This is a genomic window from Shewanella sp. WXL01 (genome assembly GCF_012263345.1).
In the GTDB taxonomy this organism is placed as follows: domain Bacteria; phylum Pseudomonadota; class Gammaproteobacteria; order Enterobacterales; family Shewanellaceae; genus Shewanella; species Shewanella maritima.
Genome location: NZ_JAAIKQ010000002.1, coordinates 216,867 through 242,579 on the forward strand (window position 1 = coordinate 216,867; position 25,713 = coordinate 242,579).

At 45.7% G+C, this 25,713-nt stretch carries 21 protein-coding genes; 20 read left to right on the top strand and 1 reads right to left on the bottom strand.

The features are described 5' to 3' along the window. The 14 genes from flhB (at position 1) to G3R49_RS06215 (ending at position 14,609) form a co-directional block, all read left to right on the top strand. The gene (flhB, locus tag G3R49_RS06150; RefSeq protein WP_130597777.1) at positions 1–1,134 is read left to right on the top strand and encodes a flagellar biosynthesis protein FlhB; all 1,134 of its coding nucleotides are present in this window, start codon (positions 1–3) and stop codon (positions 1,132–1,134) included. A 190-nt stretch (positions 1,135–1,324) separates the two neighbouring features. Next, positions 1,325–3,439: a flagellar biosynthesis protein FlhA gene (gene flhA, locus G3R49_RS06155; protein ID WP_130597776.1), complete on the top strand. Its 2,115-nt coding sequence runs from the start codon at positions 1,325–1,327 to the stop codon at positions 3,437–3,439. Positions 3,440–3,467: 28 nt separating this feature from the next. Then, entirely contained in the window at positions 3,468–4,856 is a 1,389-nt protein-coding gene (flhF, locus tag G3R49_RS06160) for a flagellar biosynthesis protein FlhF (protein WP_130597775.1), read from the top strand. A gap of 4 nt (positions 4,857–4,860) precedes the next feature. After that, entirely contained in the window at positions 4,861–5,742 is an 882-nt protein-coding gene (locus G3R49_RS06165) for a MinD/ParA family protein (protein ID WP_130603215.1), read from the top strand. Further along, positions 5,735–6,454 (top strand): RNA polymerase sigma factor FliA, encoded by a 720-nt coding sequence (locus G3R49_RS06170; protein ID WP_130597774.1) that lies wholly within the window; start codon positions 5,735–5,737, stop codon positions 6,452–6,454. The genes G3R49_RS06165 and G3R49_RS06170 overlap by 8 nt, the downstream gene beginning before the upstream one ends. A 43-nt stretch (positions 6,455–6,497) precedes the next feature. Then, positions 6,498–6,881, top strand: coding sequence for a chemotaxis response regulator CheY (gene cheY / locus G3R49_RS06175; RefSeq protein ID WP_130597773.1), 384 nt, complete (start codon positions 6,498–6,500; stop codon positions 6,879–6,881). A 14-nt stretch (positions 6,882–6,895) separates the two neighbouring features. Continuing rightward, the gene (locus tag G3R49_RS06180) at positions 6,896–7,630 is read left to right on the top strand and encodes a protein phosphatase CheZ (RefSeq protein ID WP_130597772.1); all 735 of its coding nucleotides are present in this window, start codon (positions 6,896–6,898) and stop codon (positions 7,628–7,630) included. A 15-nt stretch (positions 7,631–7,645) separates the two neighbouring features. Continuing rightward, positions 7,646–9,868, top strand: coding sequence for a chemotaxis protein CheA (locus tag G3R49_RS06185; RefSeq protein WP_167869038.1), 2,223 nt, complete (start codon positions 7,646–7,648; stop codon positions 9,866–9,868). Between the two features lie 79 nt (positions 9,869–9,947). Further along, positions 9,948–11,081, top strand: a complete 1,134-nt coding sequence (locus G3R49_RS06190) for a chemotaxis response regulator protein-glutamate methylesterase (RefSeq protein ID WP_130597770.1) — start codon at positions 9,948–9,950, stop codon at positions 11,079–11,081. After that, positions 11,074–11,559, top strand: a complete 486-nt coding sequence (locus G3R49_RS06195) for a membrane anchored protein in chemotaxis locus (protein WP_167869039.1) — start codon at positions 11,074–11,076, stop codon at positions 11,557–11,559. The genes G3R49_RS06190 and G3R49_RS06195 overlap by 8 nt, the downstream gene beginning before the upstream one ends. A gap of 44 nt (positions 11,560–11,603) precedes the next feature. Beyond that, positions 11,604–12,395, top strand: a complete 792-nt coding sequence (locus tag G3R49_RS06200) for a ParA family protein (protein ID WP_167869040.1) — start codon at positions 11,604–11,606, stop codon at positions 12,393–12,395. Further along, positions 12,379–13,638, top strand: coding sequence for a chemotaxis protein CheW (locus G3R49_RS06205; protein ID WP_167869041.1), 1,260 nt, complete (start codon positions 12,379–12,381; stop codon positions 13,636–13,638). Before G3R49_RS06200 ends, G3R49_RS06205 begins: the two co-directional genes overlap by 17 nt. A gap of 8 nt (positions 13,639–13,646) precedes the next feature. Next, on the top strand, positions 13,647–14,141 hold the full coding sequence (locus G3R49_RS06210) for a chemotaxis protein CheW (protein WP_130597768.1): 495 nt from the start codon (positions 13,647–13,649) through the stop codon (positions 14,139–14,141). A 69-nt stretch (positions 14,142–14,210) separates the two neighbouring features. Next, on the top strand, positions 14,211–14,609 hold the full coding sequence (locus G3R49_RS06215) for a DUF2802 domain-containing protein (protein WP_167869042.1): 399 nt from the start codon (positions 14,211–14,213) through the stop codon (positions 14,607–14,609). A gap of 168 nt (positions 14,610–14,777) precedes the next feature. On the opposite strand, the gene G3R49_RS06220 is transcribed toward G3R49_RS06215, so the two are convergent. Further along, positions 14,778–15,686, bottom strand: coding sequence for a sulfite exporter TauE/SafE family protein (locus tag G3R49_RS06220; RefSeq protein ID WP_167869043.1), 909 nt, complete (start codon positions 15,684–15,686; stop codon positions 14,778–14,780). 863 nt (positions 15,687–16,549) lie between these two features. Between G3R49_RS06220 and G3R49_RS06225 the strand changes: the two genes are divergently transcribed. From G3R49_RS06225 to nagP, 6 genes are all read left to right on the top strand, one after another. Then, the gene (locus tag G3R49_RS06225) at positions 16,550–19,282 is read left to right on the top strand and encodes a family 20 glycosylhydrolase (RefSeq protein ID WP_167869044.1); all 2,733 of its coding nucleotides are present in this window, start codon (positions 16,550–16,552) and stop codon (positions 19,280–19,282) included. Between the two features lie 291 nt (positions 19,283–19,573). After that, the gene (gene nagK, locus G3R49_RS06230; RefSeq protein WP_167869045.1) at positions 19,574–20,470 is read left to right on the top strand and encodes an N-acetylglucosamine kinase; all 897 of its coding nucleotides are present in this window, start codon (positions 19,574–19,576) and stop codon (positions 20,468–20,470) included. Positions 20,471–20,549: 79 nt separating this feature from the next. Continuing rightward, positions 20,550–21,551, top strand: a complete 1,002-nt coding sequence (nagB-II, locus tag G3R49_RS06235) for a glucosamine-6-phosphate deaminase NagB-II (RefSeq protein ID WP_130597763.1) — start codon at positions 20,550–20,552, stop codon at positions 21,549–21,551. Positions 21,552–21,790: 239 nt separating this feature from the next. Further along, a complete protein-coding gene (gene nagA / locus G3R49_RS06240; protein ID WP_167869046.1) occupies positions 21,791–22,993 on the top strand; it encodes an N-acetylglucosamine-6-phosphate deacetylase in 1,203 nt (400 codons plus the stop codon). After that, a complete protein-coding gene (gene nagX, locus G3R49_RS06245; protein ID WP_167869047.1) occupies positions 22,990–24,129 on the top strand; it encodes a transmembrane glucosamine N-acetyltransferase NagX in 1,140 nt (379 codons plus the stop codon). Before nagA ends, nagX begins: the two co-directional genes overlap by 4 nt. 57 nt (positions 24,130–24,186) lie before the next feature. Next, on the top strand, positions 24,187–25,506 hold the full coding sequence (gene nagP / locus G3R49_RS06250; protein WP_207234095.1) for an N-acetylglucosamine MFS transporter NagP: 1,320 nt from the start codon (positions 24,187–24,189) through the stop codon (positions 25,504–25,506). Positions 25,507–25,713 lie beyond the last annotated feature (207 nt).

The window sequence follows — 25,713 nt, forward strand, 5'->3', positions numbered from 1 at the left end:
ATGGCCGAGAACGATACCAGTCAAGAACGTACCGAAGAACCCACGGCGAGGCGCCTCGAGCAGGCGCGTGAAAAAGGTCAAGTTGCCCGCTCTAAAGAGTTGGGTACCGCTGCCGTATTGCTTGCCGCATCTGTAGGTTTTGCTGTGACTGGCCCAGCGTTAGCAACAGCTTTGCACACTATTATGAAGCAACTAATGACCATGGAGCGAGATCAAATCTTTGATACTAACTCTATGCTGCGAGTATGGGGGCTAGTGGGCACTGAGTTATTGCTGCCAATGATTGGGTTTATTAGCTTGCTGGCACTGGTAGCTTTTGCCGGTAATGTCGCGTTGGGTGGCTTGTCGTTCTCAACCAAGGCAATTATGCCCAAAGGCAGTAAACTTAACCCAATGAATGGTTTTAAGCGGATGTTTGGCCCACAAGCTGGCATTGAGTTAGTTAAAGGCCTTGCCAAGTTTTTAGTTGTGGCTATCTCGGCTTATTTTCTGCTCAAATTCTACTTTTACGATATCCTTAACCTTTCCAACGGGCATCTGCCGGGCAACGTTTACGACGCGCTCAATATGTTGGTGTGGCTATTTATTCTGCTTTGTTCTTCTATGCTACTTATCGTAGTGATTGATGTGCCGTTTCAAATATGGAACCACAACAAACAGCTGCGAATGACTAAGCAGGAAATAAAAGATGAATATAAAGAAACTGAAGGTCAACCTGAGGTTAAAGGCCGCGTAAGGCAAATGCAGCGCGAGATGGCTCAACGACGCATGATGACTGAAGTGCCTAATGCTGATGTGATTGTGGTTAACCCAGAACACTATGCGGTAGCAGTAAAGTACGATGTTATTCGCTCACCAGCGCCATTTTTAATTGCTAAAGGCGTTGATGAGGTCGCATTTAAAATTCGTGAAATTGCTCGCGAGCATGAAATCGCTATTGTATCTGCACCGCCACTTGCCAGGGCTATTTATCACACCACCAAAGTTGACCAACAAGTACCAGAAGGACTTTTCACCGCGGTGGCTCAGGTACTTGCATATGTATTTCAGTTGCGTCAGTACCAAAAAGGCAAGGGACGCAAGCCAACGCCAATTCCGCTTAACCAACCCATTCCTGACGAGTTAAAGCACTAGCTTAAGCATCCTCATTAATAGCTGTTATTTGAATTACGCGTGGGCAAATTTTGCTCATGCGGTTTTAGCTTATACAAGGCTGGTCTACATTTTGCAGATTGATGCTTAATTGTGATTGAACGTCAATAAACTGCTACTCCTCTTTAGTTTAGGTATCGAAGCAGCGCATTAAATTTATAGGTCTCATCAAATGGATGTAAAAGCAACATTTGGGCAGTTTAAGCAAATAAAACCAGCCAGTTTTAAAGGCATAGGTACCCCCCTTTTAGTACTTGCAGCCCTTGGTATGGTTGTGTTGCCAATGCCAGCATTTCTGCTCGATATTCTTTTCTCATTCAACATTGCCTTGGCGCTTGTGGTGCTGCTAGTCGCCATTTATACCGACAGACCATTGGATTTTGCGGCGTTTCCATCTGTATTGCTCGTTGCCACGCTATTGCGACTAGCGTTAAACGTTGCATCAACACGTGTTGTGTTACTTGAGGGACATAATGGTGGTGATGCAGCTGGTAAAGTGATTGAAGCCTTTGGCTCCGTGGTAATTGGTGGTAACTATGCGGTTGGTTTAGTGGTGTTCTTAATCTTGATCATCATTAACTTTGCCGTAGTAACCAAAGGTGCGGGGCGTATTTCGGAAGTGAGCGCGCGTTTCACCCTTGATGCTATGCCGGGCAAGCAAATGGCAATTGATGCTGACTTAAATGCAGGCGTATTAAATCAAGAGCAAGCAAGGCTGCGTCGCGCTGAAGTAACCAAAGAAGCAGATTTTTACGGTGCGATGGATGGTGCGTCGAAGTTTGTAAAAGGTGATGCCATCGCCGGTATCCTTATTCTTGTCATCAATATTCTTGGTGGTTTTGTCATTGGTATGGTGCAGCACGGATTAGATTTCTCCAGTGCAATTGAAATCTATACCTTACTGACCATTGGTGATGGTTTAGTCGCGCAAATTCCTGGCCTACTACTGTCTATTGCAGCGGCATTAATGGTGACCCGTCAAAACGAGTCGGGTGACATGGGGCAGATGATGATAAGTCAGATGTTTGACAGCCCCAAGTCATTGGCAATTGCTGCGGGTGTGCTATTTGTGATGGGTATTGTGCCGGGTATGCCGCACCTAGCATTTTTAAGTTTTGCGTTTATTACTGCAGGCGCAGCTTACTTTGTACACAAACGCATTCAAGAGAACAAAGCAAAAGCATTAGAGAAGGCTACAAAAGGGCCGAGTGAGCCAAAAGATGCCGAGCCAAAAGAGCTAAGCTGGGACGATGTGCGCCATGTCGATACCATTGGTTTAGAAGTGGGTTATCGTCTTATTCCGCTGGTGGATAAAGGTCAGGGCGGTGAGTTATTAAGCCGAATTAAAGGTGTGCGCAAGAAGCTTTCACAAGAGCTTGGTTTCCTAGTGCCTGCGGTGCATATTCGCGACAATCTTGATTTAGCGCCAAATGCTTATCAAATCTCGTTAATGGGCGTAGTTGTGGGAGAGGCCGAAGTTCGCCATGATTGCGAGCTTGCCATCAATCCAGGTCAGGTTTATGGCAAGCTCGATGGCATAGAAACCAAAGACCCAGCCTTTGGGTTAGAAGCGGTATGGATTGCCCCTGAGCAGCGCGAGCAAGCGCAAACGCTAGGCTACACAGTGGTTGATACCGCAACTGTAGTCGCAACACACATTAGCCAGCTGTTAAGTAACAATGCCGCTAAGCTGCTGGGTTATGAAGAAGTGCAGCAGCTAATGGATATGCTAGCGAAGCAATCACCTAAGTTAATTGATGGCTTTATTCCTGATGTGATGCCACTTGGCCATGTGGTTAAAGTGATGCAGAACTTACTTAACGAAGGGGTTAGCGTGCGTGATTTACGCACAATTGTACAAACACTACTTGAGTATGGCGGTAAGAGTAATGACACCGAAGTTCTCACGGCTGCAGTGCGTATTGCGTTGAAACGGATGATCGTACAAGAGATCTCTGGACCTGAGCTTGAGATCCCTGTCATTACATTGGCGCCAGAGCTGGAACAGATGTTGCATAAGTCTATGCAGGCGACAGGGGGCGAAGGGCCGAATATTGAGCCAGGCCTTGCAGAGCGTATGCAGCAGTCACTATTAGATGCGGCGCAGAAGCAAGAAATGGTCGGCCAACCAGCCATATTATTGACATCGGGTATGCTGAGGTCAACGCTGTCAAGATTTGTTAAGTACACTATTCCAAGCCTACGGGTGATCTCTTATCAAGAGATACCAGATGAGAAACAAATTCGAATTGTTTCAGCCGTTGGGCAGCAGTCAGTTGGACAATAGTGGTCAGCTTTAGATTTGAGGTGTTTCAGTGAAGATTAAACGATTTTTTGCCAAAGACATGCGCGGCGCGCTGGCACAAGTCAAAGAGACCTTAGGCTCTGATGCCGTGATCATGTCCAATAAAAAAGTGACTGGTGGCATCGAAATTGTCGCTGCTGTGGATTACGACGAACCAAAAGCCAATGCAGCCGTTAACGCACCGGCTCCTGGCTTTATGGATGTGTCAGATGACCGAGTGTCATTGCAGTCAAGCAATGCCAGTATTAAAACTCAGGCAAAAGTTAGCCCGCCGCCTGTCGCGGATTCTTTACAAGCACTGCTTGAGAAGCAACAAAGTCGCATTAATGATCAGCTAGCGCAGCGTAAGGAAGAACCTGAGTTACCTGAGTGGGCAAGACAATTAGAAGCAAGTAAACAGCCAAAAGCTCAACGTAGCGAACCTCAAGCAGCGCAGTTTACACCAGAGCCTAGAGCGGCTAAATCGTCATCTGCTGAAATTGAATCACTAAGAGAAGAGATGGCATCGCTTCGTAGCTTGCTAACTCATCAAGTTTCTGAATTGATGACAGATCAGAAAAAGCGCACCGACCCTGTTGGCGCTATGTTAGAGAGCAAGCTCATTGCTGCAGAATTTTCTGCACCAGTTGCTGCAAACCTAGCAGCACTCAGCCAAAATTATACGCCAGCAGATTTAGTGCGTGCTTTGCCACAGAGTTTAGCCAACCTGTTAGATAATCAAGGCGATGATATTGTTAAGCGTGGTGGCGTTGTGGCATTTGTTGGTCCAACAGGTGTGGGAAAAACCACTTCGCTGGCGAAAATTGCAGCAAGATTTGTCGCACATCATGGTCCAGATCAAGTTGCGATGATCACAACAGACCATTATCGCATTGGAGCCTATGAGCAGCTGGCAACTTATGGCAAAATAATGGGGTGCCCTGTTAAGCAAGCTCATGATTTAGCAGAGCTTGAACAAATTTTATACCAATTTAGAAGTCGTAAATTGGTATTGATAGACACTGCGGGTATGGGACAGCGAGATATGCGCCTATATCAGCAATTAGATAACTTAACGGCTAATAGCCGAATTCCAATTCGTAGTTATCTTGTTATGTCAGCTACAGGCCAGCGCAGAGTGTTACAAGATGCAGTAAATCATTTTAAACGCATCCCTCTAGCCGGTGCTATATTAACCAAGTTAGACGAATCAATATCAATTGCTGGCGCACTGAGCGTATTGATTCAAAATGAGTTACCATTAAGTTATGTGACTGATGGTCAACGTGTTCCTGAAGACATGAAGGTCGCGGATACGTTAGCCTTAGCCAAGCAAGCGCTAAGTGCGTTGAACGAATCAGAGCAACAACCGTCACCACAAACGGCCAACCATAATGAGATGGCCTATGCATTTGAGTAAAGATATGACCCGGGATCAAGCAAGCGGTTTACGTATGATGAATCAACCAAATAACGAAAAAGTGAAAGTTATCGCGGTTTCAGGTGGTAAAGGGGGCGTAGGTAAAACCAGCGTTTCAATCAACACCGCAGTTGCTCTCGCTGAAAAAGGCAAACGAGTATTAGTACTTGATGCTGACTTAGGGTTAGCAAACGTGGATGTCATGCTTGGCCTTCGCGCTGAGAAAAACTTATCTCACGTTCTATCTGGCGAATCAGAGCTAGACGATATTATTGTTCGAGGTCCTAAAGGCATTGGTATTGTGCCAGCAACTTCTGGTACCCAAGCTATGGTTGAGCTTACTCAAGCTCAGCATGCAGGCCTTATTCGCGCCTTTAGTGAAATGCGCACTCAGTTCGACGTACTGATTGTTGATACCGCCGCAGGTATTTCAGATATGGTGCTGAGTTTTTCACGTGCGTCACAAGATGTATTGATTGTCGTGTGTGACGAGCCAACCTCGATTACCGATGCTTATGCCTTGATAAAGATCTTGAGTCGCGAGCATGGTGTGTTCCATTTCAAAATTGTTGCAAATATGGTGCGTTCTTTGCGAGAAGGTATGGAATTATTTGCTAAACTCAGTAAAGTGACAGACAGGTTCTTAGATGTCGCGCTAGAGCTGGTGGCAACGGTGCCGTTTGACGATAATTTGCGCAAATCTGTCCGTAAGCAGAAGTTAGTAATTGAAGCCTTTCCAAAATCGCCAGCGGCTATCGCTTATCATGGCTTAGCTAACAAGATTATGACGTGGCCAATCCCGCAACAACCTGGCGGGCATCTAGAATTTTTTGTTGAACGCTTAGTCCATCGTCCTACTCAGCAAGAGGAACGAGCGAGTGAATAAAGCTGCAGCATATACCCAATTCGATAACAAAACGTCTATCGTTGAACAGTATGCTCCGCTAGTAAAACGTATCGCTCACCATATGTTGGCTAGGCTTCCTGCCTCTGTGCAATTGGATGACTTGTTGCAGGCAGGAATGATGGGGCTGCTTGAAGCTTCATCAAAATTTGATGGCAGTAAAGGTGCCAAGTTTGAAACCTTTGCTGGGATCCGCATCCGAGGGGCAATGATTGATGAGATCCGCCGTGGTGATTGGGTTCCCCGTTCCGTTCACAGAAATAGTCGTCGTATCACTCAAGTGATCGATGAGTTAGAGCAAACACTTGGGCGCGATGCTCGTGACACAGAAATTGCTGAAAAACTTGAGATGTCGCTAGATGAATACCATCATATCTTAAACGACGTTTCTGTGGGGAAAATCATAGGCATAGAAGACTTGGGCGTGTCGCAAGATGTCATCGTCCCGGAAGACGAAAACCCGGACGAAGCGTTTGAGTCGCTTGCTGAAGTACAGTTTCAATCTGCGTTAGTTGAAGCTATTAAAACTTTGCCTGAGCGTGATGCTTTAGTCTTATCCCTGTATTATGACGAAGCATTAAACTTAAAAGAAATTGGTGCCATTCTTGAGGTTAGTGAGTCTAGAGTTAGTCAGATTTTAAGTCAGGCTATGTTAAGACTAAAAGGTAAGCTCAAGCATTGGACACAAGAATAATTAATAAATAGAGCACATAAGTGTAAGCTCACCGGAGGAAACCTTGGACAAGAATATGAAGATTCTTATTGTTGACGACTTTTCAACAATGAGACGTATCATCAAGAACTTGTTGCGAGACTTGGGGTTCAACAATACCCAAGAAGCAGATGACGGGTCTACGGCCCTACCTATGTTACAAAAAGGCGAATTTGACTTTGTTGTAACTGACTGGAACATGCCTGGTATGCAAGGCATCGACTTATTGAAAGCCATTCGCGCTGACGATTCTCTTAAACATTTACCTGTACTTATGGTAACGGCCGAAGCCAAGCGTGAGCAGATTATTGCTGCAGCGCAAGCTGGTGTAAACGGCTACGTGGTTAAGCCATTTACCGCAGCCACGCTCAAAGAAAAGCTAGATAAAATCTTTGAACGCTTAGCATAAAGTAGGGATACGCCATGCAGGTAGAAAACGCGGGATTGATTACACTTGAGCAAGCCCAGTTGCTGGTTGAGCTGCTTAGTGCTGATCAGCAAGAGCAAGCTGATAACCTCATTCGTGAAATCGCTGCCCCTCTTCAAAGGGAGCTATTTGAAGAGGTCGGTAAGTTAACTCGTCAGTTACATAGTGCCCTTGAAGACTTCCAACTTGATAGTCGCCTCTCTGAATTAGCTAACACAGAAATCCCAGATGCCAAAGAAAGGCTTAACTACGTCATCGATATGACGGAACAAGCTGCAAATAAAACCATGGATGCGGTTGAAGAATGTTTACCTTTGGCCGATACCATAATTACAAACATTCAAAGTGTGACCCCTATGTGGGATAAATTGATGCGCCGCGACATAGAACTGAGCGAGTTCAAAGTGTTATGTCACGACGTTCAGAAGTTTATGTCTCACAGTGCTCATGACTCGAATCGTTTACGTGAATTGCTCAATCAAATATTGATGGCGCAAGACTTCCAAGATTTAACCGGACAAATGATCCGTCGGGTGATAGACCTTGTCAGAGAAGTGGAAAACAACCTAGTTACCATGCTGACAGTGTTTGGTGACCACCCAATGCAAGCACAAGAAACAGCAAATAATAATATTGAGGCCGAAGGCCCTATAATGGATGCAGAAACACGCGAAGATGTTGTTACAGGTCAAGATGAAGTCGATGATCTGTTATCTAGCCTGGGTTTCTAATTAGGAGTCAACTTAATGTCCTTTGATGTCGATGAAGAGATACTGCAGGACTTTTTAATTGAAGCGGGTGAAATCCTTGAGCTTCTACAAGAGCAATTAGTTGCGCTTGAAAATAATCCTGACGATAGTGATTTATTAAACGCCATTTTCCGTGGGTTCCACACGGTTAAAGGTGGTGCAGGCTTTTTGAGTCTTACACCTATGGTTGATGTCTGTCATGAGGCAGAAAATACCTTCGACCTGTTAAGAACCGGTAAACGCCACGTCAACTCTGAGTTGATGGACATTATTTTGCAAGCTGTTGATTCGATTAACAGCATGTTTGAACAAACTCAGCAAGGTATCGAGCAAGATCCAGCAGAACCAGAACTATTAGAAAAGCTTAAACTGCTGAGCTCTGGCGAGCCGCTGCCTTCTGAAATGGGAGGTGATGTAGAGTCTACTGTCGTAGAACCCGAGCCCATCCCAGAGCCTGAGCCAGAACCTGCCCCTGAACCTACTCCGGAGCCTCAGGCTAATGAAGGGGAAGGTGGCATTGATGAAATTGATGAATCCGAGTTTGAAGCTTTACTCGATGCTCTGCATGGTGAAGGCGGTAGTCCATCAAATACGAAAGAGCAGCCGGTGGCTGAACCTGCAAGTTCGTCAGCGGTCGCTGATGATGAAATCACAGATGATGAATTTGAAGCTTTATTAGATGAGTTACATGGTTCAGGTAGCTTCAAGACCAGTGATGCTAAGCCTGCTGAGGTCGAGCAACCACCTATGGTGGATGCTGACGATATTACCGACGATGAATTTGAAGCGCTGTTAGACGAGCTACACGGTAAAGGCGGTGCACCAAAAGCCGTCGATGCTGAGCCTAAGTCTGAACCAGCAAAAGCCGCTCCTGCGCCTAGTACGCCAGCAGCTAAAGCACCTGAGCCTAAAGCAGCTCCACAATCAACACCTGCGCCAAAAGCAGCACCAACTCCTGCAGCAAAAGCACCAGCAAAAGCTGCGCCTAAACCTGAGCCCGCCAAAGATAAAGCGGCCAAAGGTCAAGCGCCAACGATACCTCAAGGTGAAACCACAGTTCGTGTAGATACTTCTCGTCTAGACCAGATTATGAACATGGTTGGAGAGCTGGTATTAGTGCGTAACCGATTAGTAAGTCTAGGCATTACTCGTGAAGATGAAGAAATGAGTAAGGCGCTAGCTAACCTTGATTTGGTGACAGCAGATCTTCAAGGCGCGGTAATGAAAACCCGCATGCAGCCAATTAAGAAAGTATTTGGCCGTTTCCCAAGGGTTGTTCGCGATTTAGCGCGCTCGCTCGATAAAGAAATTGATTTAGTCATGGTGGGTGAGGACACTGACCTTGATAAAAACTTAGTTGAAGCGCTAGCCGATCCGCTCGTTCATTTAGTTCGCAACTCAGTGGATCACGGCATTGAAATGCCGCTCACACGTGAGGCAAATGGTAAGCCAAGAACCGGTACCATTACCTTGTCTGCAAGTCAGGAAGGTGACCATATTCTTCTAAAGATTGAAGATGACGGCGCCGGTATGGACGCGCAAAAGCTCAAAGAGATTGCGATTAGCCGCGGCGTGTTAGATGAAGATGCCGCAGCGCGCATGACGGACAATGAAGCATATAACTTAATCTTTGCTCCAGGCTTCTCAACTAAAGTAGAAATTTCAGACATCTCAGGCCGTGGTGTAGGTATGGATGTGGTGAAAACCCGCATCACCCAGCTAAATGGTACTGTTCACATTGATTCAGTGCAGGGTAAAGGTACGGTACTTGAAATTAAAGTGCCGTTAACGCTAGCAATTATGCCAACCCTGATGGTTGATGTTGCTAAGCAAGTATTTGCCCTGCCGTTATCTAGCGTGAATGAGATTTTCCACCTAGATCTAACCAAGACCAATATTGTCGACGGTCAGCTAACCGTGATTGTTCGCGATAAAGCCGTGCCTTTATTCTATCTTGAACATTGGTTACGCCGTGACCAAAGCTCGTTCAAACATGGCGACAAACAGCACGGTCATGTGGTGATTGTACAACTGGGTACCATGCAAATCGGTTTCGTTGTCGATGCCCTTATTGGTCAAGAAGAGGTGGTAATTAAGCCTCTTGGCAGCATGTTACAAGGTACGCCAGGTATGGCGGGGGCAACCATTACCTCTGATGGTGGTATCGCGTTAATCCTTGACGTGCCAGGGCTATTAAAGCATTACGCTAAAAACAAATAACTTGAATGAGGGTAGTGCGGGACGCCGGAGCTACCCAGCTTGAGTTTGATAATAAAAGTTCCATTAGTAAAGGGATTAAATGGCCATACAAGTTTTAGTGGTAGACGACTCCAGTTTTTTCAGACGCAGGGTTAGTGAGATTGTTAATCAATCTCCTGATCTTGAAGTTGTAGGTGTCGCAGTTAATGGTCAAGAAGCAGTCACCATGGCTGCGAAACTTAAACCGCAAGTGATCACCATGGATATCGAAATGCCAGTGCTTGATGGCATCAGCGCGGTTCGAAAAATCATGGCTGAAACCCCGACACCTATTTTAATGTTCTCATCGCTTACCCATGATGGCGCTCAAGCTACGCTGGATGCGCTTGAGGCGGGTGCTTTGGATTTTCTACCTAAGCGTTTTGAAGATATTGCGACCAACAAAGCTGATGCCATTTCACTATTGCAACAACGCATCAAAGCGCTCGGCCGTCGCCGAGTATTTCGCACCCCAAGTAGAGCGACGCCAACACGAGAAATTTCTAGGGAAACACCGGATCGCACCCGCCAATCTCAACCACTGAGAAGTATAGGCAGTCGTCCAAGAGTTGAATCTCCAGCTTCGACACCTGCTCAATCCATTCGTGCGAGCGGTAAGCAATACAAGGCTTTATTGATCGGTACCTCAACAGGGGGCCCGGTTGCGCTGCAAAAAATCTTAACTCAGTTTCCTGTAAACTATCCGCATCCGATTTTTCTAATCCAGCATATGCCCGCCGCATTCACCCCCGCATTTGCCACACGTTTAAATAGCCTTTGCAAAATCGAGGTTAAAGAGGCTGTATCTGGCGATCTCGTCAGGCCCGGGTGTGCGTACCTTGCGCCAGGTGGCATGCAGCTGTTAATTGAAAAGACAGGTGTGAGCAGCAGATTAAAAGTCGTCGCAGGTAAGGCTGATATGAACTACAAGCCTTGTGTTGATATTACTTTTGCTTCTGCTTCAAAGGTTTATGACGGCGATATTCTGGCCGTCGTATTGACGGGAATGGGGGCTGATGGCCGCGAAGGCGCACGCTTGCTTAAAGCGAAAGGGGCAACCATTTGGGCTCAGGATGAAGCAAGCTGTGTGGTTTATGGTATGCCCCAGGCAGTGGCTTCAGCTGGCTTGTCTAGTCAATCTATTGCGCTTGATGATATGGCAAGTGCTATTTTGAAAGAGTCAGGGCGTGGCTAAGGCAAAGTCCTACAACCCTTTGCTGCTGTTGATAAGTTCACTGCTTATCATCGCCTTGCTTGTTGTATTGATGCTGTATGTAAACGCGGCGAAATTAAATAAGGCACAGCAGCTTGAAATCGAAGAGCTAAAAGCCAGTCAGATTTTGCTGATGGTGCCAGATGAGCAAGCACAGGAAATAGCCACTTGGATGGCGAACCATCCAGAGCAGACGAAAGCGTTTATCGAAATGGCAAAAAGTTCGCCAGAGCAAAAAGCAACCGTAGGCAGTGCAACACCGCCAAGTACGCAACAACAGACAACTGAGCCTGAGCAAGGTGCTACAACTGAAAAGCAAAGCAATGATGCTAGTAATGCTAATCGACATTCAGCTCAGCAGGTTGTGGTTTCAGAAAATGAAGATGGCGTTAAGGTGATTAGTTTGCCCAATGGCGGCATTCGCGTGACAACACGTGAACTAGACGATACCAATAGATAGTTGCAAGTCTTACCTAAAGCGCTAATACAGCAAGAGAGGCAAGTTTGAAAGTATGGACCATAGCGAATCAAAAAGGTGGTGTTGGTAAAACCACTACAGTCGCGAGCCTTGCCGGTGCGCTGGTTAAGCGTGGTCAAAGAGTACTGATGATTGATACCGATCCCCATGCTTCGCTTGGCTATTATCTTGGCATCGATTCAGAAGAAGTGCCTGGCTCGTTATACGATGTATTTGTTAATCACCAAAATCTTACCAGCGAATTCGTGCTTCAGCATGTATTGCCAACCCAAGTAGAAGGATTAGATATTATCCCTGCGACTATGGCGCTTGCGACTCTAGATCGCGCGCTAGGGCATCAAGAAGGCATGGGGTTAGTGCTACGCAACTTATTGACGTTAGTTGAAGATAAATATGATGTCGCTATTATTGATTGCCCACCAGTACTCGGTGTGCTGATGGTCAATGCCTTGGCTGCCAGTCAGCACATCGTGATTCCAGTTCAGACTGAGTTTTTAGCGATTAAAGGTCTAGATCGCATGATCAAGACCATGGAGCTCATGGGGCGCTCTAAGAAAACGCAATACAGCTACTCCATTTTGCCAACCATGTTTGATAAGCGAACTAAAGCGTCGCCAGTTGCCTTATCGTACTTACAGGATAAGTATGCCAAAACCTTATGGGATGACGTTATTCCCGTTGACACCAAGTTTCGTGATGCGAGTTTGGCGCACCTGCCAGCTTCTCATTACTCACCGCGCAGTCGTGGCGTGAAAGCTTATAACCGCTTGTTAGATTTTTTACTGTCTCAGGAGTTTGCACATGTCAAAATCGGTTGATGAAACTGTTTTTGATTATTTTAGCTTGTTACTGCAAGAGCCTGAGCCAAAAACTCAAGCTGAAGAAGTGTCTGAATCGGCGGTAGAACTTGTAGCTGAGGTTGCCAATCCTTCTCTGGATCAATCTACCTTGCAGTCACGCAGGCATGAGACTAAACAGCCAGCTACAAACGCTGCAACTGATAAAGTGGCCTCATCAAAGCCACAACATACAGATAAGGCTGAAGATGCTAAACAGCAACAAAAAGTTGCTGAGCAAAATCAAACTGCACCTAAAAGGCCGTTGCAAAAGCAAGCGAGCACAGAGCAGCATACTCAAGCTAAGGCAAGTAGTAAGGCCGCAGCCTTAACGTCTCGGCCATTTGAAGAGCCAAGTGTGGATAAGCAAGCGTTAGAGCGCTTGTTGTCTGTCGTTTCCGAGCCAATTAAACAGCCAAAGCCTCAAGTTGCAGCGCCAGCACCGACAGCAACACCAGAACCTGAGTTAACGGATTTTCAGCAGCAAATTAAACAAAGTGCTGAAAAAGTTCGTCAGGCGATTAGCAGCAGTGAGGTTAAGGTTAAAACTGCAGCAGTTGAGCCTAAAGTTGAGCAGAAAACGGCAAGTGTTGATAAAGAAATCAACTCTTTAGTCGATAATAAACAACAGCAAACAACTGCAACTCAAGCAAAAGCCGCTATTATTAACAAAGATAGCGTTGAGCAAGTAACACCAGAGCTTGATACTAAGGCAAAAGTACAAACAGGTGGGCAACCACCGCAAGTTACCTATAACTTGCAAGATGCGTTAGATGATGAGTTTCAGGTTCTGTTTTTTAACGTTGCGGGCTTAACGTTAGCTGTGCCCTTGGTGAGTTTAGGCGGAATTGTTAAGGTTGAGCGCATTAACAATATTATTGGACGACCTAAGTGGTTTATGGGTGTGCAGCCACATCGTGATGGTCAAATCAATGTTGTTGATTCAGGAGCGTGGGTCATGCCCGAAAAATACACTCCTGAGCTAGCTGAATCCATTGATTATCAGTATATTGTGATGCTAGAAGACAGTGATTGGGGTTTAACCTGTGAGTCGCTGGTTAATGCAGTAAAAATTAATAAATCTCACGTCAATTGGCGGGAGAAACCCGGTAAGCGCCCATGGCTTGCCGGAGTTGTAAAAGAGCAAATGTGTGGAATATTACATGTAAAAGCATTAATCGAAATGCTTGAAGCAGGTTTAGGTAGTCAGGATCCGATTGACTGAGGTTAACTATGAGTGATTCAAGAAGTGTAGCAGCAGTAGCTGCAGGTAATGATGATGCAGTACTGCAGTGGGTAACGTTTAAGCTTGATAACGAAACCTATGGTATCAATGTGATGCAAGTACAAGAGGTACTGCGATATACCGAGATTGCTCCAGTTCCTGGTGCGCCTCACTACGTGCTAGGTATTATTAACCTGCGTGGTAATGTGGTGACGGTAATTGATACTCGTTCACGCTTTGGTCTGCATTCAGCAGATGTTGATGATTCAACTCGTATTGTCATTATTGAAGCTGAAAAGCAAGTAATTGGTATTTTGGTTGATAGTGTTGCAGAGGTTGTATATTTACGTCGCTCTGAAATTGACAATGCACCAAACGTAGGTACAGAAGAAAGCGCTAAGTTTATTCAAGGCGTGAGTAATCGTGACGACGAGCTGCTAATTTTAGTTGATTTAGACAAGCTGCTATCAGACGAAGAATGGGCAGAACTGACGCAACTTTAATTGTGTTATCATCCATTTATGCTGGCGCTAGGTGCGTCAGTAATAGCGAAAAGTGAACTGGGAACATAGATGGGTGACGAGTTAATTACAGGCGCACTGGTATTAGTGATCGTTTGTTTTGTGCTGATGATATTGATGTACAAGCAAATGCAAAAACTAAAATCAAAAGTCGATGCGGTAACTGTGCTGCTAAAAGAGTCCGATAGACAGCGAGAAGCGGTAAAACGCGAACTACAAGAGCTTCGTAGTGGCACTATCGGTATGGGTAGACGGGTTGTAGAGATAGAGAACAATCTCACTAAACAATCTGAAAAACTTGAAGAAGCCAGTCAACAAGACCCGCAAGCTAAGCTATATTCCAGAGCATTAAAAATGGTAGAGCTTGGTGCTGGTGTTGAGGAGTTAGTTACAGAATGTGAGCTGCCAAAAGCTGAAGCTGAGCTTTTGATCAGATTGCATCGCAAGTGATTTAGCCACGGCTTCAAGTACCTTAGGTAACCCGAGTTAACCATTAATCTAAAGGGCCTCATTTGAGGCCTTGTTTGTTTTTACAGTCCAAGATTTTCAAGTTAACTTTAGAGCTAGTCACAGTTACTACAAGCGCCGCAACAACAAGCGCTGTTAAATCAATCTCGGCTACAGCGTTAAAGCTAGCATCACAATACCTGTTAAGATTATCCATGCCGAGAAAAACAGCTTAAGCCGCGCGACTGAGAAGAGCAGGGCGATACGCTTAGCTATCATGCCGCCAATAACTGCGCCAGGCCCAGCAAACAGTAGTGCCTGAAAATGCACGTCGCTATCAGCGCCAAAGTTAATCGGCGCAGTTGTCCATACCGTTAGCACACTCACCACAACGCCTGTGGCAATAGCAAGTTTTGCGCAAAAGCCTCTAAGCATGAGGTATATAACTAAAATCTCACCCACGCCCACCGACAGCCAAGATGTAATAATACCGCCAACAAAACCTATGCAAGTTAAAGCAATAAAGTCCCAGTTTGATATTTGATATGTCGCCGCTATTTGTTTATTGCGACTCGCTTTTCGCGAGTGGGCAATAATGATTATTCCAAGCAGTATCGAGAATAAGCTAAAACTTGTATGGATAGACAGCGGCGCAGCAAGACTCATTGAGAAACTTGTCCAAAGCCCAGCTATTGAGCATAAGCTGGCCAACACCGTAAACCTTAAAAATGCTCCCCAGGTTGGATCATGACGGTGATGATTTAGGTAATGAAAAATCCAGGTAAGTGAGCCAGCTGTCATCCCAAAGCATTGAATGGCAAATGAAGTGGCAATCATCTGCTCAGTAGTAAAATTGAGCGCAGAAAACACTGGCACAAAGATCACGCCACCACCCGCTCCAGTAGAGTTGGCAAAGATGGCGCCAACTACGCCTAATACGCTAAAAAGTCCATATTCTATAAAGGTTTGCGTAATAGGTGGATAATGGCTTGCCCAATAGCTCCATAGCACAGTACTTACTGTGATTAAAGCGATTAGCCACCAACGATGGCGCTTGATTGTGTGAGCTAACTGACTCATTTAAGCCTCTTTTAATTATTATTCTTGCTAGCTTAATTAGGATTTTTATTAATAAAGTCACTAGGGCCTGTTGCTCTTTCAAGATTATTTTTGCAGCTGCTTGTTGGAAATTTATACAAGACAACGACTTTGATGTGTGGTTGTTCCACATGATAAGTCGTTAACGCAGTAGAAATGACAACAAGCGCTGCCTGAAAGGTTCGTTTAAAAGCACCTACGCCCTTAGCAAAGAGCTTAGTTTGTTGCGAGCCCTGTTGTTAAAATCAATAGGTTTAGGTGACTAGACGTCATCGCTCGCGTCGCGATTAAAGTGCTTTTAATTCGAACAAATTCTAATCAGCAAAGAACAACAGGCCCTAATATAAACACCCAAAGCGCGTGGTTAAACTGAAAATGTTTATTTTTTGTCAATTAATTGTAGATTTTAGGGGCGATATTAAGTACCTTAACAAATGACAGCGTTGTCATTATCTTTGTGTTTGAGGTTGTACATCATTAGTTATCCTGTTTGTCGATGAGTCTGGCTTGTTGCTCAAGGTCTAAATCAGTGATTGTGTTTAGGCTTTTTCACAGCATATAGCGACATAAGCGGTGAACACTGGAATAAAGGGTATAGGTTGTTCCTTTACGATAATTTGTAATGCTAAAACCTACGGCGCAGAGTGTTGATTCCAACTGCTATGCTTGGGCAGTTATCTGCCATGACAAACTGTAGCAACCTTTGATTAAGATAGGTCACTTAACTTAGGTTAAGCTGGGCGTAAGCTCAGCTATTTATACTTTTATTCTCTCCCCAGAAGCGAGTATAAGCTGGGTGCAATTGCCCCAGCTTTTTTTTAACTAAAATTTACTAAGAGGATGATATGAGAGTTCTTTTTGCGCTATCAGGTATAGCAATCGCCCTAGGATTAACAGCCTGTGCTGAGGCGCCAAAACCATTATCAACAACTCCTACTCAGTCATCTTCATTGTCTAATAACAACATACCTTGGACACAAGATTCCCTTAACGCACTCGCTAGCGATTTAAAAGTGACTTACCGGGTGGTCACCAATGTGCCAGAAGAAGCTTGTGTAAAAGGCAGTGATATTGAGCGCTGCTTTATCGCTGAGATTGATTTTACCGCTAGCAAGGATATAACAAGCGCAAATTGGCATATTTACTACAGCCAAATGCGACCTGTGTTAGAAGTTATGTCTCCAGAGTTTGAAGTTAAGCGTATAAAAGGGGATTTACACCAAATTGCCCCCACTAAGGCGTTTACAGGTTTTAAAGCTGGGCAAACTAAAACCTTAACACTCAGAGGTGAGCTATGGCAGTTATCTGAAACTGATGCCATGCCTAATTACTATATTGTCGCCAGTGATGACGACAATCTTATGCCTGCGGTGATTGAAAGCACCAAGCTAGTCACCGACGCGGAATCTAAGCTAGAACTTAGGCCTTATGTTGAGCCATTTACTGATGCGAAAAGACAATACCGCCGCTCGGCAACCGATAACTTGGTTTGGCAAACACCCAGCACAATTTTTGAATCTAACGCTGCAACTTCAGTTGATGTGAGCGCCACGTACGGCTCTATTTTGCCCACACCAGCTGCGCAGCAAATCCACCAAGGCGAGCGAGTGGATTTAAGGCGCGGTCTTGCGCTGACACCTGCAAGTTTTAGTCAAAGTCATATCGCTCAAAGTGATGTACAGCCGGCGCTACATCGACTTAGCCAGCTTGGCATCGCGTTTACTGACTCAGACCAAGCTGACGATACCAATGGCTCAGTCCCCTTGGTATTTAAATCATTAAGCGATACACAATGGCCTACTGAGCATGTAGCTGGCGCCTATCAGCTTGATATTTCAACTGAGCAAATTTTGATTACTGCAGCCGACCCTAGTGGTTTTTCCTATGCGTTAGCATCGCTGCAATCGGCGCTTGATGTAAAGCGTTTAGATATCGCACAAATGACGGTTTCTGATGTGCCGCGCTATGGATTTCGCGGCATGCACGTTGATGTGTCGCGCAATTTTCACTCCAAAGCGACGCTAAAGAAGTTAATGGAGCAAATGGCGAGCTATAAGCTTAATAAGCTGCATTTACATATGGGGGATGATGAAGGCTGGCGTTTACAAATAGACGGGCTACCTGAGTTAACAGATATTGGCGCTAAGCGTTGTCATGACTTAAGTGAGTCAAAGTGCCTGCTGCCACAATTAGGTAGCGGCCCGTTTAGCGAGGCTAGCGTCAATGGTTACTACAGCCGTGAAGATTATATCGATATCTTGCAGTTTGCCGCAGCAAGACATATCGAAGTCATTCCGTCGATGGACATGCCTGGCCACTCTCGCGCCGCAATTAAGTCGATGCAGGCAAGGTATAACTTCTACATGGCAAAAGGCCAAGAAGCACTGGCGAATGAATACTTACTTTATGATGTTAACGACACTACAGTGTATTCATCGGTGCAGTATTACGACGACAACACCTTAAATGTGTGTATGCCATCCACCTATAACTTTGTTAGTAAGGTCGTAGATGAAATAGCCTTGATGCACAAACAAGCGGGAGTGCCGCTGAAAACTTATCATATAGGTGCTGATGAAACGGCTGGCGCCTGGGTAGAGTCGCCAATTTGTCAGCGATTGATTGCAAATACTGAGTCACTCAATAGCGCAGAACAACTGGGGCCATATTTTATTGAGCGCGTTGCAGCTATGTTGGTAGAGAAGGGCATTCAACCTGCTGGCTGGAGTGATGGCATGGGGCATACCAATCCAGACAATATGCCAAAGTCGAGCCAAACCAATATCTGGGACGTTATCTCCCATGGTGGTTATAAAAATGCCCATAAGCAGGCAAATAATGGCTGGCTAACCATCTTGAGTAACCCAGAAGTATTGTACTTCGACTTCCCTTATCAGGCCGACCCTAAAGAGCATGGTTACTACTGGGCGACTCGTGCGCTTGATAGTAAAAAGCTATTTAGTTATATGACAGGTAACTTACCAGCAAATGCTGAACAGTGGCGTGATATTGAAAATAACCCATTTGCAGCTGATGACACTCTCATGGTCGATGAGTCTGGCAAAGTGACGTCGAAGCCACTTGCAAAGCAAGCACAGTTTGGCGGTATTCAAGGGCAGATTTGGAGTGAGACGATTCGCAGTCAGGAGCAGTTTGAGTACATGATATTCCCAAGACTGCTAATGCTGGCGGAGCGCGGCTGGCATAAGCCGCAGTGGGAAGTACCGTATCAATACCAAGGCGCAAAGTATGATCAAAATACCAATTACTTTGATAGCACCAAACGAGCGCAGCAGGCTGCTCAGTGGCAGCAAATAGCCAATCATGTTGGTCATAAAGCCATGGCTCAATTTGATAAGTTTGCTATTAACTATCGCTTGCCAATTCCTGGGGCAAATTATCAAGGTGGTAAGCTTGAAATGAACATCGCGTTTCCTGGCTTAACTATGCAGTACCTTGATGCAAATGGCGATTGGCAGACATATCTTGAGCCAGTTAATGTTGACAAGGTGCAAGCGGTGCGCAGCGTGTCGCCAGACGGTAAGCGTGTAGGGCGTGCAGTTGAGCTCACGCAGTAACTTCAACTAAAAGATTAAATGGCGCAGCGATAGCTTAGCGCCATTTTTTATGCACCAACTGTTTCTCATGCAAGTCTTTCTGTTTTTATATTCAGATTGAGAAAGTTAACCAACTGTTATATATGAGCTTTATTTCATCGCAGCGTTAGTTAGCGCACGTTAGCAAAATAAAAAGTTTGAGATAGTTCAAAAAATAAAATGACAACGCTGTCATTTTGGGTGTAACATACCATTAACGTTACGACGGCAGCGATGTTTTTGCCCATAACAATAAGATTAAAGAGGGACGCCATGGCAACTAAACACAGTGAAACAACCCAGCTTTATCTTGGGATTGATGGTGGTGGCAGTAAGTGCCGCGCAATCATCTACACCCAAGAGCAGGGCGTTATTGGCACTGGTGTTTCAGGGCGTGCTAACCCTTTACATGGTGTTGAGAAAGCGCTTCATTCAATTTCAGAATCTACTCAGCTTGCACTGACTGATGCTGGTATCGCTTCTGATAGGCAAGGAGAGCTTATCGCAGGCGTTGGTTTAGCTGGCGTCAATGTTCCTCACTTGTTCGAGCAAATCAACACCTGGAATCATCCATTTCAAGCCATGTATCTCACCACAGATTTACATACTGCCTGTATCGGCGCACATGAAGGTCAAGATGGTGCGGTAATTATTACTGGAACCGGTTCTTGCGGCTATGCCCACGTGGGCGAACAAAGCTTGTCGCTGGGTGGTCATGGTTTTGGTTTAGGCGACAAGGGTAGTGGTGCGTGGTTAGGTCAACAAGCGGTCGAGCAAGTGCTGTTATCGCTAGATGGTTTCCAGCAAGCGATTGAATTGCGGCAAGCAATCATGGGTCAGCTTGATGTCAATGATGCATCCGGTGTTGTTGAGTGTCTGGCAGGTAAGTCTTCCAGTGAGTATGCCAAGCTTGCCAAAACCGTGCTTGATTGTGCTGCGCAAGGTGACAGTGTCGCGAAAGCGATTGTGGCCGAAGGCGCGCTCTACATAAGTGAGATGGCGCGAAAACTATTTACCTTGCAACCACAGCGCTTTTCAATGATTGGTGGCTTAGCTGAGCCACTAAAACCTTGGCTTGATGACGATGTTGCAAGTCGCGTTTCTGCAGCTATTGCACCGCCAGAAATAGGCGCTGTGTATTTTGCTATGCAGCAACACGCTAAAGATTAGAAGCTTGCTGCTGCTCTTTCTAGTTCTAGGGCAGCAAGCAAGTCAGTTAGATAAATATATTGTTTTTAAAGGGTTTACTATGTCTACGAATACCATCATGGAGCAAGAAGCTCGCACCGCCCCAATAAAAGTTGCTGAGCAGCTTGCGGCTAATGAGCAAGTGACCAAAGCGCTGGGTGAACATTTAAGAGAAATTAAACCTAAGTTTGTAATGATTGTCGGTCGAGGCTCGTCTGATCATGCTGGTGTATTCGCTAAATACTTGTTTGAAGTTGAGCTAGGTGTGCCAACTTTTGCCGCTGCACCGTCAATTGCCAGCGTGTATGGTAAACAGTTGCAACTAGAAGGCGCACTAGTGATTGTTATTTCTCAATCAGGTCGTAGCCCTGATATCTTGACGCAGGCGCGTATGGCGAAAAATGCCGGTGCATACTGTGTTGCGCTGGTTAACGATGAAACCGCACCTATTAAAGACATTGTTGATGTTGTTGTGCCTTTGTGCGCTGGGGAAGAACGCGCGGTTGCCGCGACTAAAAGTTATCTTGCGACTTTATCGGCACTGATCCAAATTGCTTACCAATGGTCGCAAAGCGATTCATTGCGTCAAGCGGTTGCCTCAATGCCAAGCGCACTGCAAAAAGCTATCGATGGTAAGCCGCAGCTTAGTGTCGACGCGCTTGCCAATGTCAACAACCTTGTGGTACTTGGGCGAGGTTTAGGTTACGCGGTCACCAAAGAGATCGCGTTAAAACTGAAAGAGGTGTGCTCGATTCATGCTGAGTCGTTTAGTAGTGCGGAGTTCCTTCACGGCCCAGTTACCCTGGTCGAACAAAAGCTTGCGATTGTCGATGTGAGTGTCAAAGATGAGTCCATCGAAAGCCATCTTGAACAAATCGACAATGTAAGACAGCGCGGCGCAGACCTTATCCACTTAAATCAGACCTGCGATGATATTCACCCAAGGGTTGCACCATTAGCCGTGTTGCAACGCTTTTATATTGACGTTGCCGCGGTCGCTGTCGCCAGAGGTATTGACCCGGATCAACCAGCAGGATTAAAGAAGGTGACGCAAACCTTGTAACGAGGTTTGCAATTTGGTCGCTTAGCGCAAAGATTGTTTTTGTTAGCGCAGTAGCAACTTCGATGCGAGGCCAAATCAGGTATTGAACACGGCTAAGTTGGCGTAAGCGCAAAAAAAAGCGATGCCAACCAAGGCTGAACAAGGCGAAATTTAGCTCGGCAAGATAGAAATTAGCCAGGCTGTACTTAGCAAGACAGAACCAGCACGTTGCGAGCAATTTTATTACCATGGATACCAGTATGAAGCATATTTTCAAAGCCAAAACCTTATTTGATGGTACCGCGTACCGTGAAGATGTGTTGCTCGCAACAACTGCCGGCGTTATCAGTGCAATTGAGCCTGCTAATAGCGAGCAGGGCAAATTACTGCTTGCCGAGGTGGGAGAGGCTGTAACTGAAGTGTCTGGTTTGCTTACTCCTGGCTTTATCGATGTGCAAGTCAATGGCGGCGGCGGGGCACTATTTAACGCCGCGCCAACTGTTGAGTGTATTGAAACTATAGGTCAGGCTCACGCTCAGTTTGGTACAACTGGCTTTTTACCCACCGTGATCACCGATGAGCTTGAAGTGATGACTCAAGCTGCAGATGCGGTAGCGCAGGCAATAGCCCAGAATGTTCCTGGTGTACTGGGCATTCATTTTGAAGGGCCGCATCTAAGCGTGCCCAAAAAAGGTGTTCATCCTGAGCAACATGTAAGGCAAATCTCTCAAGCGGAAATTGAGCTGTTTTGTCGAGATGATCTTGGAGTAAAAGTCGTCACCCTGGCGCCAGAAAATGTGTCCCCAGAGGTCATAAAACAATTAGTAGATGCCGGGGTTCAAGTCTGTATTGGTCATTCCAATGCTGATTACCAGACTACGCAAAAGGCCATTGCCGCTGGCGCGAGTGGCTTTACTCACTTGTTCAATGCTATGTCGGCGTTTACTTCCCGCGAGCCTGGTGTGGTAGGCGCAGCGCTCAATAGCCCTGATACTTGGTGCGGCGTCATTGTTGATGGGCATCATGTGCACGCCGCTACGCTGCAAGTCGCAATAAAAGCTAAGCCCCAAGGCAAAATCATGCTAGTTACCGATGCTATGCCGCCAGTCGGTCAAGACTTAGATGCCAGTTTTGAGCTATTTGGCACTCAGGTTATTCGCCAAGGTGATCGCCTTAATGCACCCACTGGCGAGTTAGCTGGCTGCGTATTAGATATGGTGGGTGCAGTAAATAACTGTGTTGATATGCTGCAGCTCGAATTAACCGAGGCGCTGCGAATGGCGGCGTTATATCCATCGCAATTTACTGGGGTTGAGCAAGGCCAAATCGCTATTGGTAAAGCGGCGAATTTTGTGGAGCTGACTGGTGAAGCGGGCAAGATGCAAGTGGCAGCAACCTATATTAGCGGGAATCGAGTATTTGCTGCGCAAAACTTAGCTAATACTCAAGGTGCAGTTCGATGAGTACGGCAAGTAAACCAAGACTGCAGTCGCTTGATGCATTGCGCGGATTCGACATGCTATGGATATTAGGCGCTGAAGGTCTCTTTGCTGCGCTGATAGTACTGTTTGCAGGTATTAATCTACCCACATCATGGCTCTCCTGGGCTGATGGGCAAATGCACCACAGTGTATGGCACGGAATTACTTTCTATGATGTTATCTTCCCGCTCTTTATTTTCCTTTCAGGTGTGGCGCTAGGCTTATCTGGCAAACGCATTGACCATTTAACTTTTGCCGAGCGCAAACCTAAGTACTTACACGCACTAAAACGCCTTGGACTATTGCTGTTGTTAGGCGTTATTTACAATCACGGTTGGGGTACGGGGATTCCGGCTGACCCTGAGCAAGTTCGTTATGCGAGCGTTCTGGGCAGAATTGCATTTGCCTGGTTCTTTGCTGCCATGCTTATTTGGCATACCTCGTTAACAACTCAGATAGTCTCGACGGGGGTTATTCTTGTTGGTTATGCATTACTGCTTCTTGTGGTGCCATATCCTGGCGGTGAGGCAGGGGTATTGAGTGAAAGCGTTAGTATCAATGCATATATAGACAGTCTGCTATTACCTGGGATCAGCTATCAGAATTTAGCCGTAGATCCAGAAGGCGTGCTATCGACTATCCCTGCAATCGCCAATGCGCTTATTGGCAGTTTTGTCGGCCGCTATATTGTCAAGCCTCACGCAAAAGGTGAGTGGGCTAAAGTGGCAACTATGTTTATGGCTGGTATTGCATTTATCGCAGCAGCGCAGATTTTTTCAACGGTTCTTCCAATCAATAAAACCCTATGGACTAGCACATTTGTATTAGCAACATGTGGCTGGAGTTTATTGTTATTAGCCGCGTTCTATGCAGTGATTGATGTGTTGCAATACAAACGCTGGGCGCATGTATTTACCATAGTGGGTTGCAATGCCATTGTTATCTATGTGGCATCGAGTTTGATGAATTGGCAGTACCTAGCCTCTAGTGTGTTTGGCGGCGTGATTAACGGCGCGCCTGATTTAATCCAGCCACTTCTGAGTGTGATCGCACTCTTGTTTGTACAATGCGCACTGCTGCATTGGTTGTATAAACGTAAGATATTTATCAGTATTTGAACGACCTAAAAGCCCGTAGAGGCAAATATTATAATAAAGCAGAAGGTAAGCAGGAATATGGAAATGACAGCAACGACTCAATCCAACAAAAGTAGCTTTGTGCCTATGGCCATAGTTGCAATATTGTTTTTTATTCTAGGTTTTGCCACCTGGCTCAATGGCTCTTTGATGCCATACCTGAAGCAAATATTGCAGCTTACGCCGTTCCAAGCTTCACTGATTTTGTTCTCGTTTTATATCGCCGTAACCTTTACCGCATTGCCATCGGCATGGGTTATTCGCAAGGTAGGTTATAAAAATGGTATGGCGCTGGGTATGGCGGTGATGATGCTCGCCGGACTCATGTTCATTCCTGCGGCGCAAACTCAGGTCTTTGCATTATTCTTACTGGCTCAGCTAGTAATGGGTACAGGGCAAACCTTGTTGCAGACTGCGGTTAATCCATATGTTGTGCGCCTTGGGCCTGAAGAGTCAGCCGCTGCGCGTGTGAGTGTGATGGGCATTTTGAACAAAGGTGCAGGGGTGATAGCCCCTTTAGTGTTTAGTGCGCTGATTTTAGATAGCTTTAAAGACCGAGTCGGCACTGATCTAACCCAAACGCAAATCACTGAAATGGCGAATGGCTTGATTTTCCCGTACTTAGGTATGGCGATATTTATCGGTGTACTTGCTTTTGCTGTTAAGAAATCGCCTTTACCTGAGCTGGAGCAAGATGAAGTTGATGAAACAAGTGCAGGAACTCAGGCTGAAAAAGGCCAAATGAAGGCCGCGCTAGCTAAGCCTAATCTAGCGTTAGGTGTGGTTGCCTTATTTGTTTACGTAGCGGTAGAGGTTATTGCTGGCGATACCATTGGCACATTTGCGTTATCGCTAGGGATTGAAAGCTATGGCGTGATGACCTCATATACCATGGTGTGCATGGTATTAGGCTATACCTTAGGCATTATTTGCATTCCAAGATTCATCTCACAACCTAAAGCTCTGATGATTAGTGCGGTGTTAGGCGTCGCATTAACCCTAGCTATTGTATTGGGTGACAATGAGTCATACCTATTAGCAAACGCACTGCTTGTGCCATTTGGCGGCGCACAATTGCCAGACACCTTATTGTTTATCGCCTTGCTAGGTTTAGCAAATGCCATTGTATGGCCTGCAGTTTGGCCGCTTGCATTATCAGGTTTAGGAAAGTTAACCAGTACGGGTTCTGCTTTATTGATTATGGGGATCGCTGGTGGTGCCTTTGGGCCTGTATTCTGGGGCTTAGCAAGCTCTGCTGAAAGCATTGGCATGCAAGGCGGTTATCTTGTGATGTTACCTTGCTACCTGTTCATCCTGTTTTATGCCGTTAAGGGATACAAGATGAAGTCCTGGTCATAGCTCGTAGCTGATACGCGCAAGTAGAGTAGATAAACAAAAAGAGAGCCGTTTGGCTCTCTTTTTGTTTTTGCGTCTATTTTGCGCTAACAAAACAGTCAAGTTGCTGCCTTTTAGTCAAGCAGCAGTGCGAAAGTATTAAAGCTCTTTCGCTTTGTACATTTCAACAAATGCACGCTTATATAAACTCGCGATGTTATTGATCACTTT

What these genes read in the sequence shown, in the direction of transcription:
- G3R49_RS06220 (WP_167869043.1), bottom strand. Translation starts at nt 15,686, where the DNA reads ATGAGTCAGTTAGCTCACACAATCAAGCGCCATCGTTGGTGGCTAATC.
- nagP (WP_207234095.1), top strand. Translation starts at nt 24,187, where the DNA reads ATGGAAATGACAGCAACGACTCAATCCAACAAAAGTAGCTTTGTGCCT.
- nagA (WP_167869046.1), top strand. Translation starts at nt 21,791, where the DNA reads ATGAAGCATATTTTCAAAGCCAAAACCTTATTTGATGGTACCGCGTAC.
- flhB (WP_130597777.1), top strand. Translation starts at nt 1, where the DNA reads ATGGCCGAGAACGATACCAGTCAAGAACGTACCGAAGAACCCACGGCG.
- nagB-II (WP_130597763.1), top strand. Translation starts at nt 20,550, where the DNA reads ATGTCTACGAATACCATCATGGAGCAAGAAGCTCGCACCGCCCCAATA.
- flhA (WP_130597776.1), top strand. Translation starts at nt 1,325, where the DNA reads ATGGATGTAAAAGCAACATTTGGGCAGTTTAAGCAAATAAAACCAGCC.
- G3R49_RS06215 (WP_167869042.1), top strand. Translation starts at nt 14,211, where the DNA reads ATGGGTGACGAGTTAATTACAGGCGCACTGGTATTAGTGATCGTTTGT.
- G3R49_RS06205 (WP_167869041.1), top strand. Translation starts at nt 12,379, where the DNA reads ATGTCAAAATCGGTTGATGAAACTGTTTTTGATTATTTTAGCTTGTTA.
- G3R49_RS06190 (WP_130597770.1), top strand. Translation starts at nt 9,948, where the DNA reads ATGGCCATACAAGTTTTAGTGGTAGACGACTCCAGTTTTTTCAGACGC.
- G3R49_RS06210 (WP_130597768.1), top strand. Translation starts at nt 13,647, where the DNA reads ATGAGTGATTCAAGAAGTGTAGCAGCAGTAGCTGCAGGTAATGATGAT.
- G3R49_RS06225 (WP_167869044.1), top strand. Translation starts at nt 16,550, where the DNA reads ATGAGAGTTCTTTTTGCGCTATCAGGTATAGCAATCGCCCTAGGATTA.
- G3R49_RS06185 (WP_167869038.1), top strand. Translation starts at nt 7,646, where the DNA reads ATGTCCTTTGATGTCGATGAAGAGATACTGCAGGACTTTTTAATTGAA.
- nagK (WP_167869045.1), top strand. Translation starts at nt 19,574, where the DNA reads ATGGCAACTAAACACAGTGAAACAACCCAGCTTTATCTTGGGATTGAT.
- G3R49_RS06165 (WP_130603215.1), top strand. Translation starts at nt 4,861, where the DNA reads ATGACCCGGGATCAAGCAAGCGGTTTACGTATGATGAATCAACCAAAT.
- nagX (WP_167869047.1), top strand. Translation starts at nt 22,990, where the DNA reads ATGAGTACGGCAAGTAAACCAAGACTGCAGTCGCTTGATGCATTGCGC.
- G3R49_RS06180 (WP_130597772.1), top strand. Translation starts at nt 6,896, where the DNA reads ATGCAGGTAGAAAACGCGGGATTGATTACACTTGAGCAAGCCCAGTTG.